Origin of the sequence: Pseudomonas sp. lyk4-R2A-10, assembly GCF_030209075.1 — a bacterium.
GTDB classification, from domain to species: Bacteria; Pseudomonadota; Gammaproteobacteria; order Pseudomonadales; family Pseudomonadaceae; genus Aquipseudomonas; species Aquipseudomonas glycinae.
In genome coordinates this window covers 233,984-247,448 of the sequence record NZ_JARVSR010000011.1, presented here as the reverse complement: position 1 = coordinate 247,448, position 13,465 = coordinate 233,984, and the positions used below count along the sequence as shown (strand labels likewise).

Here is a 13,465-nt window from a genome sequence, read left to right as displayed (position 1 = left end):
CGCCCATTCGTTCCGGGACACGGCAGCACCATGGAAAAGACCAGCGACAGCAACGGCAAACAGAAAGTCCGCTCCGCCGAAGTCGGCACCGACATCCTCAAGGCCCTGGCCGAGTTGTCGCCGTCCACTTCGCTGTCGCGTCTGGCCGAACATGTGCAGATGCCGGCGAGCAAGGTTCACCGTTATCTGCAGGCCTTGATCGCCAGCGGTTTCGCCGAACAGAACACCGCCACCAACCATTACGGCCTCGGCCGCGAAGCGCTGCGCGTGGGCCTGGCCGCACTCAACAGTATGGACGTGCTGAAAGTTGCCGCCCTGCCGCTGGCCGAGTTGCGCGACGAACTCAACGAAACCTGTTTCCTCGCGGTGTGGGGCAATCAGGGCGCGACCGTGGTGCACATCGAACCGGCGGTGCGCGCGGTAACGGTAGTGACGCAACTGGGCTCGGTATTGCCGCTGCTCAGTTCCTCCACCGGTCTGGTCTTCGCCGCGTACCTGCCGCACCGGGAAACCGATGAATTGCGCGAACAGGAAATCGCCAGCGGCGGCCAACCGCTGGCGGACGAAAAAGCTTATGAGGCGTTGTGCGAACAGATCCGCGAACGCGGTCTGCATCATGTCCACGGCTTGCTGATGCCCGGTGTGGACGCCTTGTCGGCACCGGTGTTCAACGCCCTCGGACAGGTCGCTGCGGTGTTGACCATCGTCGGCCCGACCTCGCTGTTTCATGCCGACGAAAACGGCCCGGCGGCGCAGCGGTTATTGGCTGCGACGCGGGCCGTGAGCTGGCGGATGGGTCATGAGCCTCAAGCACTAGACGCTTGAGGCTCGATCCGCCTGTCACAGGACGGTGGTCTGACTCCTGCGGCTCTGATGATCCTTCATCAATTGCTCGATGATTTCGATCAGGCGCTTTTCTCCCAACTTCTGCCCTGTGGCCTGGGCCATCCAGCCCACCACGGTCCTGGCATCCTTGCCCAGGTCAAACAAACTCTTCTGAGCCTGTGTCACCTTGACCGGTTTGCCGGCTGCGGCTGCCTTTCCGAGACTCACCAATCCGATCAGCGCGGATTTTCCGTGGCCAAAGGCGGATGAGTAATCACCCTGCTCATACGCTCTGGCACCGTCATAAAGGCTCTTGAACACTTCCACGGCGGTGACCACTACTCCAACGGGAGGAATCACAAGACTGATAATGTTGGCGGCAAAAATCACATTGTCATACACCAGACCGGCTATGACCTCATTCAGACTTGTGGTTCGTGCGTCAATATCGCTGAGAACGCGATAGATACTGTCGTCATGAAGCATAGAGAGACCCAGCAACCGTACCTGGCCTTCGGGTTGAGGTGGTGCGACGGCATTGACCGTGGCAACAAGGTTGTCGAAGTAATCATCCACAACCTTGCGGTCGTCAATCTTCACCCTCGCCGTGTAGTAATCACGGAAAGGCCCATAACGGTAACGAATGGAGCCGACAAACTCGTTGAGCGAACGGAAACTCACACCGTCAGGCGCATTGGGCGTGTAAAGATAGTCATGGAATTTTCCATTAATGGACATCCGGAAAATATAAACACCTTCGACGATTCGCCGGCTCAGCAGGCGGAACTTGTAGATCCCCTCGTTTGTATTCGATGGAAACGGAGAGCCATCCGTGCCGGCGGTCTCGCTCAGGTTGTCGACCAGGCGTTGAATCCCTTTGAAGACTTCCGTAGAGAGGTTCCCGGAGAAATACTGATGACAGGCGTCGAAGTGCATCTCGCAGCGGATTTTTGTGGCATGCACAGCCCGCTTGAACTCATAGCCCGGATGTTTCCGGTCCAGATAGTCGTTTTGCAAAAGACGGGTGTAGTGATTCCCAGGACGCAAGGTTTCCGACCAGCTGGAAAGATCCCTGATATCCAGTTTTTCAATCGAAGGGTGTCCACCGGTCACGTAGAACTTCGGATTCTCATCAGGCGTCCGACCGGGCGTCTCGGGGACGTCGAAGTTATGGCCTTCAATCAGGACAGTGGTCAGATCCAGATGAAAATCGTCGGTCTGAATCATGATTTTATCGGGATCGACTTGAACCGTCTGACCACGAGAAAGCAGTAATTCTTCAATCCTTTGTTTGATCAGGGCACGGGTAAATTGCTCAAAAGTCGGAAAGCCATTATCCCGGGAGTTCACCATCGACAATGCCCTGAGTTCAGTACTGAGGCGCACATATCTTTGCCGCGCCGCTATTCCCGCATAGGTGTAGGCTGGAGGTGCCAGCGCTCGAACACGGCCTGCTTCATTCGCATAAGCCACTTCGCTATAACCGAATAACGGCTCACCCGCCTTCAGAGCCATGTAACCCGGCAAAGGATCCAGTTCATACATGTAATGCAGTGCGGTAGATCCTCCTCCCATCAGTTGGCCGGCAGTGGCCAGGTCGTCAGGCGGGATCAATGATTCGGCATACGCGCGATTATCCGACAACATAGACTCCAGCCAGCGATTGAACTGGTAAATGTCGGCAAACTTCACGAATTCGAATTGACCATGGGGCATTTTCATCAACGCGTAACGAGTACTTGTTGTGCGCGAAACGAACAACAGCACGTCTTGCAAAATCGAAGGTCGAGATTTCAGTTTCACTCCGCGAATTTCCACGGAAGGGTCACCCTGCAACGTGCGTTTGATCAATGCAGCATCTGCTTCATTGAAAACTGCAGAATGTTGGGCAACGAACAGTGCGAACTCCGCCTGACTGTGCAGATAATTGAAGTAGGACTCGCGAAACATTTGCGGACTGTCGGACGGCAGGGAATTGCTGAACTCCACGCGCAGGTCCCGATTGGATAACCAGCCTTCCAGTCTGGCGACGGTCAACCCGCTATCTGCCGGAGCACCCTCTATGCGCAGGCTCGCGCGGTTGCCGGCATCCTGCAGGCCGATAACGATGAACTCGGTCAGGGTGCAAGTGTCCTCCTGCTCGATCGTGCGTCCGCCGACCTTGATCCGGTGCAGGCTGTGGACCTTGATCGCATCCGGGTCCAGACGCATGCCCAATGCGCTTTCACACCAGGCACCGAAATGTTCTACGGCGAAATGACGCAGTGAGAACAGCGTATCGAATACCTGGGCGTGCTCGAATTCATACCCTTCTTTCGAAGCCTCCAGGGTTTCGTAAGCATGACCTACAGACTCACCGGCCGATTTTAACCAGTCTGGCCACGTCAGACGCTTGACGAGTACGCGCAGAGCGCCGATCCGTTGGTTCAGATCCGAATGCATCGCAAAGACCTGATGAATTTTTTCCAGTTCCTGGACAAATCCTTCCTGGCGTTGCTCACCGGATCTGAGCCGTGCAGCAAAGTGTGTCTCCTGCTCCTTGAGCCTGCTGTCCACGCAGTGTGTGAACAGGCTGACTGACAATGCCGGATACCTGATGGCATCAGGCGCGACTGCCAGTCGGCTGCACAGTGCTGCATGCAAGTCGGAACTGCTGGAGAAATATTCGAAACCCTTGTCCGGGGTATAAAGGAACCAGCCATAAGCATCGCTGGACAGCTTGACCTCAGAATCTGCGATGCTGGAATAGGACATGACAAAGCCAGACGCCAGATCCCGCGCAATACCGGATGTCGCGCGAATACTGATTTTATACGCACCGGGCGAGTCCATCCTCAACATCTCCCTGGCACGCAGTGCCTGATAACTCTTGAGCGAACCTGCTACTTCCGTCAGAGCCAACTCGGCCCGCAATGCTTCGGCAAACGCCGCTTCCAACAATACTTTGTGAGTTGTCAACTCCCCGGACTGGCTGCGAATTGAACTGCTCCAATATTGACGCGAGGCGCTCGCCTGATCACTGGCCAACTGTTGTAACGCCTGAGTCAAAACGTCCTCGACGTCGACAATCTTTAAACTCTCGATTTTCAAGCGCGCATCTGTTGTACCCGGGCTCAAATAGACAAAGTCATGATTCTGGATATAAGACGGATAAACAGCACGCTTCAGGAGATCAAAAAAAACATCAAGTATGGAACCGGACGGCCTGCTCTCGATTTCATATTGATCAGAACCGGCATTGATATACAAACGCTCCACATCAAGAGACTTCCCCAATCGTTCGAATCGTTCCGAAAGCCTTTTTCGTACAACTTCTCTCAGGGAAGGAGAACGTTCCAGCATCCCCCTCAACTCTTCTCCCGCACGCCGTGCGTCATCCAGCGCAACTTGCCCATCCGGATTATCCAAAACAGCGTCAACCATTGATTCTTTAAACATCATTCCCATTGGGCACATCCTGTATGTCATACAAAACGAAAGCAACTCAATGTCACTTTCACTGTAGCGAAAATGCCCCATCCAATTAAAAAATCAAAGACGCCATATATTTCAACAAGTCTAAATATCAAGGCGAGACTTAAACAACTCAACACAAATTCAGCAACTTGGCCTTCGCCACCGCCTGAGTTCGGCGCTCAACACCCAATTTGCTATGTATACGACGGACATGAGTTTTTACTGTATGCAATGAGATGAACAACTTCTCGGCAATTTGTAGATTGGAATCGCCGAAGGCAATCAGTTGCAGGACTTTAAGTTCTCGCTGACTGAGAGGGTTGATCGTCGTAGATTGTTCGTCCACCTGTTCCGCTGCTTCATCAATGCGCCAGCGCGAGGGCATCTCCACGCATCGGATATAGAGCTCAGCCAGCATTTGCTGCAGGCTGCAGCGCGTTATGATCTGGCAACCCTGATCGAAGAAACTCCTGGCTTGATCTGGCTCGCCCAGGATCAGCGCCACTTCGGTCAGCGTCAACAGTAACTCGGCCTCCAGCCTCACCATTCCTCGAGCCTGTGCCGACGTCAGCAAGGCACGCAGGCGAACCAGAGAGATTTGCATCTGATGCAAGCGGGTCTCGGACAGAATCAACAAACACTCGATGCGCGGAACCAGTTCCAGCGTCGCCGGCGGGGCCTGCCGTGCGCGCGGGCCACGATAGTGCCTGAGCACGCGACTCAATGCTTCGCGAGCCAGTTCTGGTCGCCCTTGTTGCAACCAGAATTCGCTGCTGACCTGCAGCAGAACGCCGCGATAAACCGTGTCGGGAATCTGCCGCTGTTGCATGAGCCGCTCTGCATCACGCAGACGCATGAATGCCCGCGGATAATCGCCCTGATCGGCGGCCAGTTGTGCCTGTCCCAGAAAGCCGTACAGCACTCGTTTGTCATAGCTGCGCAGGCAGTCGTCGAGCCCTTGTTGAAAGAACACGGCCGCCCGGCCTTGCTGCCCCATGGTCAGTGCCAGCCGCCCTCGACGCAGGGCGATGCGCCCCAGCATCGGCGTCGGTCGCTCGACGGACGCGCCGAGCATTTCGCAAAGACCGGCCAGCAAGTCTTCGGCGCGAGCCGTCGCCCCCCGTTGCTCCAGCAGCTGGGCGTGATCCAGCTCCAGCAACGCCTCGAGCAGCAATGACCCCTCGGCCCGGGCCAGGCACAACGCTTCACGATTGATCGAATGCGCCAGCTCCAGATCACCGCACAGCAACGCTTGCTGAGTGCGGCCCGACAGGCACAGCAGGCGCGCCGTCCAGGCCTGCGGCGAAAGATCGTTCAAGGCTTGCTCGAAATGCGCGCGCGCCTCGTCCATGTGCCCCTGCAAATGCAACAGCCAGCCTTGCTGAGCCTGCCAGCGCGCGATCAATTGCCGTTGCTGACCCGCCGACGGTGGCGGAAGAAAACGCGACAGTTGCCCGATGCAATCCGCCGCCTGGGCAAAACGCCCGGCAAACAACAGCGCTGCCGTGATCAGCCCGACCAGTTGCGCCGAACCCAGCAGCAATTCCTCGCCTCGCTGCTCGTAGAGGCGCAACAACAGCACAACCGTCTGCTCCTCGAACAGATGCTCGAACGTAAAGTGCTGCAGCAGGCTCACCGCGACTTCGTACTCTTCGGCCAGCAACGCCTGTTCGAAGGCGCATTTCCAATGCTGGCCGGCAGCAAACCACTGGCAGGCCAGGCGATGCCAGGAACGTCCGGCCGACCAGGGTTCGTCGCGCATCAAACGCGACAGCGGAGCACACACCTGCAACCAGTCCGGCGACCCTTGCCAGGGTTCGATAAAACACCCGAGGGTTTGTAGCGTGCGCATCCACTGCGCCCCTTCGCCGGCACCGAACAGGTGATCGCACAGACTGGCGTTGAACCGCGGCAAATGCGCCAGCACCCGCCAGGCGTCGGCCAGCTCCGGGCTCAAACCGTTGAACAGTTCGTGTTGCAGATAGTCCAGCAGGGTATCCATGCGTTGCTGCGGCAAGGTCTTTTGCGACCAGTCGCATTTTTGCATCAACAGTATCCGCACCCCGGCGCACCAGCCACCGCTGCGCTGGAGGATCCGCCCGGCCACGTCGCCGGCCTGGGCTGGCGGCAGGTGCCGCAACAGTTGTGCAATCTCGCCGCGACTCAACGCCAGCGCCGCGCTTTCGCACTCGTACACGGCGTCATCAAGCAGCAGGCGCGGCCAGTTGCATTGCGGGCGTCGACGGGTGCCGATCCACCAGGTGACGGCGGGACTGGCAAGCGCCAGCATCCGGTCGAGCAATGCATCCAGCGCGGGTTCTTCAACACGGCAGTAATCGTCGAGAAACACCCACACCGGCGAGGACCGGCGCGCCAGCTCATGCAGCAGCGACGACTCATCCGCCGCTGCCAGCCCCAATGCCTGCGCCAGCCGCTCGCAAAATGCCGCGACACTCATCGACAGGCCCGCCAGCGGCAGCCAGCACACCGTACATTCGGCGGGCGCCTGCAGCAGGCATTCGGTCAACAGCGTGCTTTTGCCACTGCCGGCCGGTGCACAGATCAGCCGGACCCGTGCCGCAGACTCGAGCAGTGATGCAGTCAGATGTGGACGTGGAAGATGATGAGCTGAGAGTCTGGGCAGAAATCCCGGGCGATCCGGAGCGTGGGTCATGGCGGTCATCGGGTACGCCTTTTTATCGTTGTACGCTCACCCTAGCCCTCTCCCCGGCGCTTGTTGACGAGTATTCAGTACGCTGATTGGTGCCCATAAAAAAGGCGACCGTACGGTCGCCCTTTGCCTTGCAAATGTATCGAAACCCTTACCGTACGCCCTCGGCACGCAGGGCCGACGGGGTGTAGTCGGCGGCCTTGGCTTCGAAGCCGAACTCGAAGCTGTGCTTCTCTTCGTTCTTCATCCCCAGAGCAATGTAGCGGCCGGCGATGATGTCGTAGAGCGCCTCAAGGGTGTAGGCCTGCGCCTGGTGATCGTAGTAGTACTGAGCGTGTCCTTCGGCCACTCGCCACAGTTGCCCGCGACCGTCGTAGTGGTCGGCCAGTGCCACTTGCCAGCTGTCCTCGTCGATGTACATGTGGCGTTTGGCGTAGATGTGCCGCTCGTTCGGTTTGACCGTACCGACCACTTCCCAGACCCGGTGCAGTTCATAGCGGGTCAGGTCCTGGTTGATGTGCCCGGCCTTGACGATGTCGTCGTACTTGAGGCTCGGCGAGTCGAGCTTGTAGCTGTTGTACGGAATGTACATTTCCTTCTTGCCGATCAGTTTCCAGTCGTAGCGATCCGGCGCGCCGGAGAACATGTCGAAGTTGTCCGAGGTGCGCAGGCCGTCGGCGGCGGTGCCCGGCCCGTCATAGGCAACCTGCGGCGCACGCCGTACCCGGCGCTGGCCGGCGTTGTAGATCCACGCCAGGCGCGGCTCTTTCACCTGATCGAGGGTCTCGTGCACCAGCAGCACGTTACCGGCCAGACGCGCCGGGGCGGTCACCGACTGTTTGAAAAAGGTCAGGACGTTGGCGGCTTTTTCCGGATCGAGATCCTTCATCAGTTGCGGCACCGCGATCTCTTCTTCGAAGCGGATCGGCGTGTAGCTGCCGTTGGTCTGCGGGGTCACCTGAGTGATGATCCGTCGCAGATTGCCGCCGTGATAGCGGGTGATGTGATTCCACAGAACCTCAACGCCATTCTTCGGAATCGGGAAGGCGTAGTAGCGATTGCCGGTGAAGTTGGCCAGACCGTTGCCGTCGTTGATCGTGGTGACGTTGAGCGCACTGCGCTTGGCCGACTCGTAGATTTCCGGTGGCACGGCCACGGTGCGGTGGGTCGGGTAGACCGGAATCTTGTAGGTTTCGGGATAGCGCTTGAACATCGCCACCTGCCCGTCGGACAGCTTGTCCTTGTACTTGTCGACGTTGGCGGCGGTGATGGTGAACAGCGGTTTTTCGCTGGCGAACGGGTCAGCCAGGAAGCCCTTGCTGTCGACCGCCCCGGCGTTTTTCGGGATACCGCCGGTCCAGGCCGGAATCGACCCGTCGGCATTGCCGGCCTTCTCGGCCCCCAGCGGTGTCAGGCTGGTGCCGAGCTTGTTGGCTTCGTCCGGCGACACCGCCGCGATCACGTTGGCGGCCAGCAGGCTCAGGGCCAGGACACCGCATTGCAGAATCATCTTGCGCATTGCACTCATCCTTCTCGGGCAGATCAGAAGTTCACACCGAAGCTCAGGGCCACGAAGTCACGGTCTTCGAGGGTGTTGTAGTCACCGCCGAAAAAGTCGGTGTAACTCAGGCTCGCGGTATAGGTGTTGCGGTAGTCGGCATCGACCCCGACGCTGACGGCCTTGGCGCCTTCGTTGAACAGACCGTTGGGGCCATAACCGGCGACGTCGTGGGACCAGGACAGGTTGGGCTTGAGGTTGATCCCGCCGATCACGTTGGCGTAATCGAGGATCGCCCGTGCGCGATAGCCCCAGGAGGTGGAGGTGACGAAGCCGTCGGTGTCACCGCCGAAACCGTACTGGCCGTAGACCGAATCGCGGCCGTAACGCAGCTTGCTGCGCGACTCCAGCCCACCGACCCGGACCACCGCCGCTTCACCGACCAGGGTCAAACGTTGAGCGCCCCAGACCTGATCGAAAAAGTGCGTCAGCGTGCTCTGGATCTGCGTCACTTCCTTGCGCCGGTAGCCCTTGTTGTCGGCCCCTGGCGAGGTGACCAGCGGCGACGCAGCACCGCCGGCAATCGGATTGAGCAGCGCCAGGGTCAGGTCGTTGGTGTTGACCTGCACCGGCGCATTGGGCCGATAGCTGATCTCGCCGGTCCAGGCGGTGCCGGTCGGCAACGTGGTGGAGAAACTCGCGCCGTACAGGCGAATGTCTTCCGGGTATTCGAGGTAGTACTGACCACGCCCGAGCATCACGCTTTGCGCCAGTCCCGAACCACTGCCGGGTGCCAGCCGGTTGGCGATCCCGACCATGCCCGGCAATGACGCCAGGGTCGACAGGCCGGCGGTGCTGGTGCCAACGGTCGGCGTGCGGCTGTGGTAGTTCATGAAGTAGAGGCCGTACTCGGTGTCATCGCCGAGCCAGCGCAGTGCCGTACCCCATTGTCCGGAATCCCGCGCATCGCGGTCGCCGCCACGGGGCACGATCACACCTTCGCGGGTGACCTGGATCGGCTGACCGAAGGCTGCCGTCAGCGGCGCCAACGGAGCGATCGCCGGGCTGCCGACGGTGTAGCCGTTGTTGCAACCGTCCGCCGCCACGTCGACACCGAAGAAGGTGCCGCAGTTGTCGAGGACGGTCTGATCCCATTCCAGTTGATAGAAGCCCTCGACCGTCAGTTGATCGGTGAGCCCCTGAGAGGCGAACAACATGTTCACCGGAATCAGCCCCTCCTTGATCTCCGCACCCGGCCGACGGAACGCCGAAACGTCGATCGGGTTGATGCTGTTGATCGAGTTGCCGATGAAGGTGCTTTCGCCCCAGCTCACCACCTGTTTACCGGCGCGAACCGTGCCCGGCAGATCGGCGATGGAATAGTTGTGATAGACGAACGCATCGAGAATCTGCGCGCCCGAAGACTTCGCGCCCTCCTTGCGGCCCTTGTCGCTGATCGGTTTGAACTCGCGGTCTTCGTCCTTGAGTTCGAAGTCGTACCAGTACTTGCCGCGCACGAACACACCGGTGTCGCCGTACTTCAGTTCGAGGTCGTGGATGCCTTTGAAGATCTTGGAAAAGGTCTCGCCCTTCTTGAAGTTCAAACGCCCGTCATCACCGGTGGACGACTGGCCCGTCCCGCCGTTGACCGTACCCACCAGCGACTTGTCGGCATCGCGCATGCCCCAGCTCGCACCGACCGACAGCGACGAGTCGAACGTGCCTTCGATTTCCCCGATATTGAAAGCGACCGCGTGCGCCTGGGCACAGCAACCCAAAGCCACCGCAGCGGCAAGCGCCTGCGGAGTGAAGATGGCGCGCATTGTTGTTTTTGTCATGCGTCTTCCCCGGTGAGTGACAGAAGGCCTCACCCTACTGCCGCCACACGGGGACGATAAGCGCACCAAGGAGGTATTCACGCTGTCGCTCGAAAGGATGAATCCCCGCCTGCGACAAGGGTTTGCGCCCACCATGAACAGGCTGGATGGACCACTATCAACGCAGCGGATAATGACCACCCCGGTGCGCGCCACTGTTACACGCCCCGTAACAGTGCATGTCCGGAATCGCTATTTTTCCCCGAGGCGCCAGCCCGTATTCTGAGCGGGCTTTCACGGCAGACCGCCAGAAAGCCCGAAGTCCGCGACCTAGTCGTCGGCAACCGATTTCTGATGGACCGAAGCGTTTTTCGACCCATCGCCCCGGTGTTCACTGACGTTGATTTGTAGCTCCTTGATCCAACGTCTTACCTTGGCCGCTGCGTTTGCAGCGGCCTTTTTTATGGGCGCTGGTTTACCGCATTGAGCCAGTAATCAGTCACTCCCCCCCGCCACTGTCAGATGCTTCCTGAATCCTTTTCGGAAACTTCCTTATTGAAATAACGAACAACTTCTATTCGTTATTTATCACCGAATTTTCTGCCGCGCTCCTCTGTAACTGCCTACAGGACTCTCGGACCCGCGCCCGGCGTTTCACCTGTAACTTTAAATGGCAGAACAACTCATCACTTTTAAACAACGCACATTCAAAAGGATATGAATATGCAAAGGCCTCCAGCATTGGAGCTGACTGAACCTGTCCACACGACAGCGGTAGCGCCTCCCGGCTACAACCCGTTACCGGCAACTACATTTGATGTCAGCAGCAGCGGCGCCTTTCAAAGGCCGCCTGCCTTTGCGGGCAACGTACATATCGTGAAAGGCACCGCTCAAGTGCTGGATCAGGAGTTTCAGGCCAGAGCCAGTCAACTTGCACAAACCCTCGAACATGAACTTGCCGCCGCCAGACTCGAAGTTTCAACTCACCCTCTGCCGCCCGCCGAGGCAATCATTCGTGAACTCGGTGTTCGCAATACGCTGATGGCGCGCAAGACTGCCGAGTTTCATCGCCAGACCGCCTTGGGCAACACGTTTTATGGCAGCGATCCCCTGAACCGGCCGTTGAACGATTTCACCGCGCGAGCGCGAATGATGGAGCGCCCTCTCAAGCCTGATGGCATTGCCTTTCAGACCTGGTCGTTCTCATACCGGGCCGCTCACGAAGCGAGGCTGTTGTCGCAATCGCTGCAGTTGCTCAACCAGCAGCAAGTCAATGTGCTCAACTGGCTGGCGACCGTTCAGGCCAACGATCAAGCGCGAATCGCCGCCGAGCAACAAGCGCAGAGAGCTGCTGCCGAACTGGCGCGGATCAATGAACAAGCTCGACTTGAAGCGCTGGCACAAGCTGCACGTGTAGTGGCCGAGCGAGAGCGCGTTGCCGCCGAACAACACCGTCAGCAAGCACTCGCAGAGGCGGCACGGCAGCAAAAGGAACAAGAGGAAATCCAGGCTCGTGAAGAGGCGCGCCTTGCAGCGCTGGCTGAAGCACAACGGCTTGCTGCTGAGCAGGCGCAAATCGCCGCCGACGCTGCAGCGCAACAGATTGCTGCCGAACAGGCACGTCTGCAAGCGCAAGCCGATGCTCAGCGCCGCAATGAAGAGCGCTGGCTGCTGGCTGAAAAAACACGGCAGGAAAAACAGCAGAAAGCGCTGCGAAAGGCACAGAAAAAACGCCGTAAAAAAGCGCGCAAGATCGCCAGGGAACAGGCCCGACGGCAAGCAGAAAACGCCCTGAGCGGACAATCTCCCGTCTTTGCCAATGCCGGATCGATGGCTGCAATCGGCCCGACCTTTACCGGGCCTCTCGGTGTTTTTGGCAACAACCCGGCAACCACGCTGGCACTCAGAACATCGCTGCGAACGGCGGTGTCCCTGGCGCTGGCGGCCATATCCACAGCGGCGGCGCCGGTGATAGTCGGGTTCGCCGCTTTGCTCGTTCCCTCGGAACTTGGGAACGGCGACCTGTTTGCTGCAAGTGTCCCGCTATCAGAACTTGCGCCTGATTTGGACACCGACCTGTACGAACTGGCGACGACCGGCGGTGAAGTCGATCTGCCGGTCAGGCTTGGCTCCAGAACGTTCGGTAACACAGTCGAAGTTGTCGTCGTCAGCACCGATGGCGTGACAGTCCCCAGCAAAGTGCCGGTGGTACTCGCACGCTTTGACGTACAGAAAAACACTTACATTTCCACTGCTAAAGCGACTCCAAAGGCCCTGTCGTCACTTGGACGCCGTTGGTAAAACCGCTGAATCCTTCGACAGATTTGCCAGTCGCCGACACAGACTTGCCGAACTACGAAGGCGCCGATGTCACGCCTGACAGCGGACGGATCGATCCATTTCCTCAGCTTGATCAGTATGGGTTTGATGGGTGGGTTACGGTTTTCCCGATCGACTCTGGAATACCGCCGATTTTCACGATGTTTCGGGATCGGCGGCAGGATCCCGGTATCGCCAGTGGGATAGGGCAAACGGTTTCAGGCAATTGGTTGGGAACAGCTGCGACGCAGCAAGGTGCGCCGATTCCGACGCAAATTGCGGATAAGCTCAGAGGTAGGGAGTTTTCGAGTTTCAGGGCATTTCGCAAGGCGTTTTGGAAGGCGGTAGGGGATGATCAAGCGTTGTTTGAACAATTCACCACTTTCAGTAAATTTGACATAAAAAAGGGTCTTTCACCAACAGCTCCCAGGTCAGAACAAGTGGGTGGAAAAACAAAACTGGATATACATCATGTCGTACCTATCGCTGAAGGTGGTTCGGTTTACGATCTAGACAATCTTCGTGTATTAACTCCAAAACGACACATTGAAACCCATTCCGAAATGAGAAAACAAAAAAATGAAATTCAAGAATAAATTTGAGGAATATACGGAAGCCGAATATGTAGCACTTATTAATCGGCTGGTCGAAGGTGATTACTCATCAGAAAAAGAGCATGACGCTATCGTCGACAACATTGTAAAAACCTCGGAGCACCCAAATGGAACGGACGTTCTTTACTACCCGGAAGAGGATACGGACGACAGTCCGGCAGGAGTTTTAGAAACCATCAAGGCTTGGCGCGCTGCCAACGGAAAACCCGGATTTAAAAACGAAGAATAGAAAGCAAACAACGAGCAGGCAACTCATGCCTGCTCG

Annotated in this window: 8 protein-coding genes; 4 read left to right on the top strand and 4 right to left on the bottom strand. The window is 58.0% G+C overall.

The window, feature by feature from the left end:
* The first annotated feature begins 30 nt into the window (after nucleotides 1–30).
* The gene (locus tag QRN46_RS18230; RefSeq protein ID WP_011332513.1) at nucleotides 31–825 is read left to right on the top strand and encodes an IclR family transcriptional regulator; all 795 of its coding nucleotides are present in this window, start codon (nucleotides 31–33) and stop codon (nucleotides 823–825) included.
* A 15-nt stretch (nucleotides 826–840) separates the two neighbouring features.
* On the opposite strand, the gene QRN46_RS18225 is transcribed toward QRN46_RS18230, so the two are convergent.
* From QRN46_RS18225 to QRN46_RS18210, 4 genes are all read right to left on the bottom strand, one after another.
* Nucleotides 841–4,272 (bottom strand): dermonecrotic toxin domain-containing protein, encoded by a 3,432-nt coding sequence (locus QRN46_RS18225; RefSeq protein ID WP_221615061.1) that lies wholly within the window; start codon nucleotides 4,270–4,272, stop codon nucleotides 841–843.
* A gap of 139 nt (nucleotides 4,273–4,411) precedes the next feature.
* Nucleotides 4,412–6,964 (bottom strand): helix-turn-helix transcriptional regulator, encoded by a 2,553-nt coding sequence (locus tag QRN46_RS18220; protein WP_285356351.1) that lies wholly within the window; start codon nucleotides 6,962–6,964, stop codon nucleotides 4,412–4,414.
* Nucleotides 6,965–7,103: 139 nt separating this feature from the next.
* Nucleotides 7,104–8,471: a DUF1329 domain-containing protein gene (locus QRN46_RS18215; RefSeq protein WP_011332510.1), complete on the bottom strand. Its 1,368-nt coding sequence runs from the start codon at nucleotides 8,469–8,471 to the stop codon at nucleotides 7,104–7,106.
* 23 nt (nucleotides 8,472–8,494) lie between these two features.
* On the bottom strand, nucleotides 8,495–10,288 hold the full coding sequence (locus QRN46_RS18210) for a DUF1302 domain-containing protein (protein ID WP_011332509.1): 1,794 nt from the start codon (nucleotides 10,286–10,288) through the stop codon (nucleotides 8,495–8,497).
* Between the two features lie 702 nt (nucleotides 10,289–10,990).
* Here QRN46_RS18210 and QRN46_RS18205 point away from each other — a divergent pair.
* The 3 genes from QRN46_RS18205 to QRN46_RS18195 are packed head-to-tail and all read left to right on the top strand — an operon-like array spanning nucleotide 10,991 to nucleotide 13,429.
* Nucleotides 10,991–12,568 (top strand): S-type pyocin domain-containing protein, encoded by a 1,578-nt coding sequence (locus QRN46_RS18205; RefSeq protein ID WP_285356347.1) that lies wholly within the window; start codon nucleotides 10,991–10,993, stop codon nucleotides 12,566–12,568.
* Complete coding sequence (locus QRN46_RS18200) at nucleotides 12,562–13,182, top strand: pyocin-S2/colicin E7-DNase domain-containing protein (RefSeq protein WP_350310503.1); 621 nt, start codon at nucleotides 12,562–12,564, stop codon at nucleotides 13,180–13,182. The genes QRN46_RS18205 and QRN46_RS18200 overlap by 7 nt, the downstream gene beginning before the upstream one ends.
* Entirely contained in the window at nucleotides 13,166–13,429 is a 264-nt protein-coding gene (locus tag QRN46_RS18195; RefSeq protein ID WP_285356344.1) for a bacteriocin immunity protein, read from the top strand. Before QRN46_RS18200 ends, QRN46_RS18195 begins: the two co-directional genes overlap by 17 nt.
* The last annotated feature ends 36 nt before the right edge of the window (nucleotides 13,430–13,465 follow it).

Bases quoted from the DNA above. Each gene is read 5' to 3' on its own strand.
- QRN46_RS18210 (WP_011332509.1), bottom strand. From the start codon at position 10,288: ATGACAAAAACAACAATGCGCGCCATCTTCACTCCGCAGGCGCTTGCC.
- QRN46_RS18215 (WP_011332510.1), bottom strand. From the start codon at position 8,471: ATGCGCAAGATGATTCTGCAATGCGGTGTCCTGGCCCTGAGCCTGCTG.
- QRN46_RS18220 (WP_285356351.1), bottom strand. From the start codon at position 6,964: ATGACCGCCATGACCCACGCTCCGGATCGCCCGGGATTTCTGCCCAGA.
- QRN46_RS18225 (WP_221615061.1), bottom strand. From the start codon at position 4,272: ATGGGAATGATGTTTAAAGAATCAATGGTTGACGCTGTTTTGGATAAT.
- QRN46_RS18205 (WP_285356347.1), top strand. From the start codon at position 10,991: ATGCAAAGGCCTCCAGCATTGGAGCTGACTGAACCTGTCCACACGACA.
- QRN46_RS18195 (WP_285356344.1), top strand. From the start codon at position 13,166: ATGAAATTCAAGAATAAATTTGAGGAATATACGGAAGCCGAATATGTA.
- QRN46_RS18230 (WP_011332513.1), top strand. From the start codon at position 31: ATGGAAAAGACCAGCGACAGCAACGGCAAACAGAAAGTCCGCTCCGCC.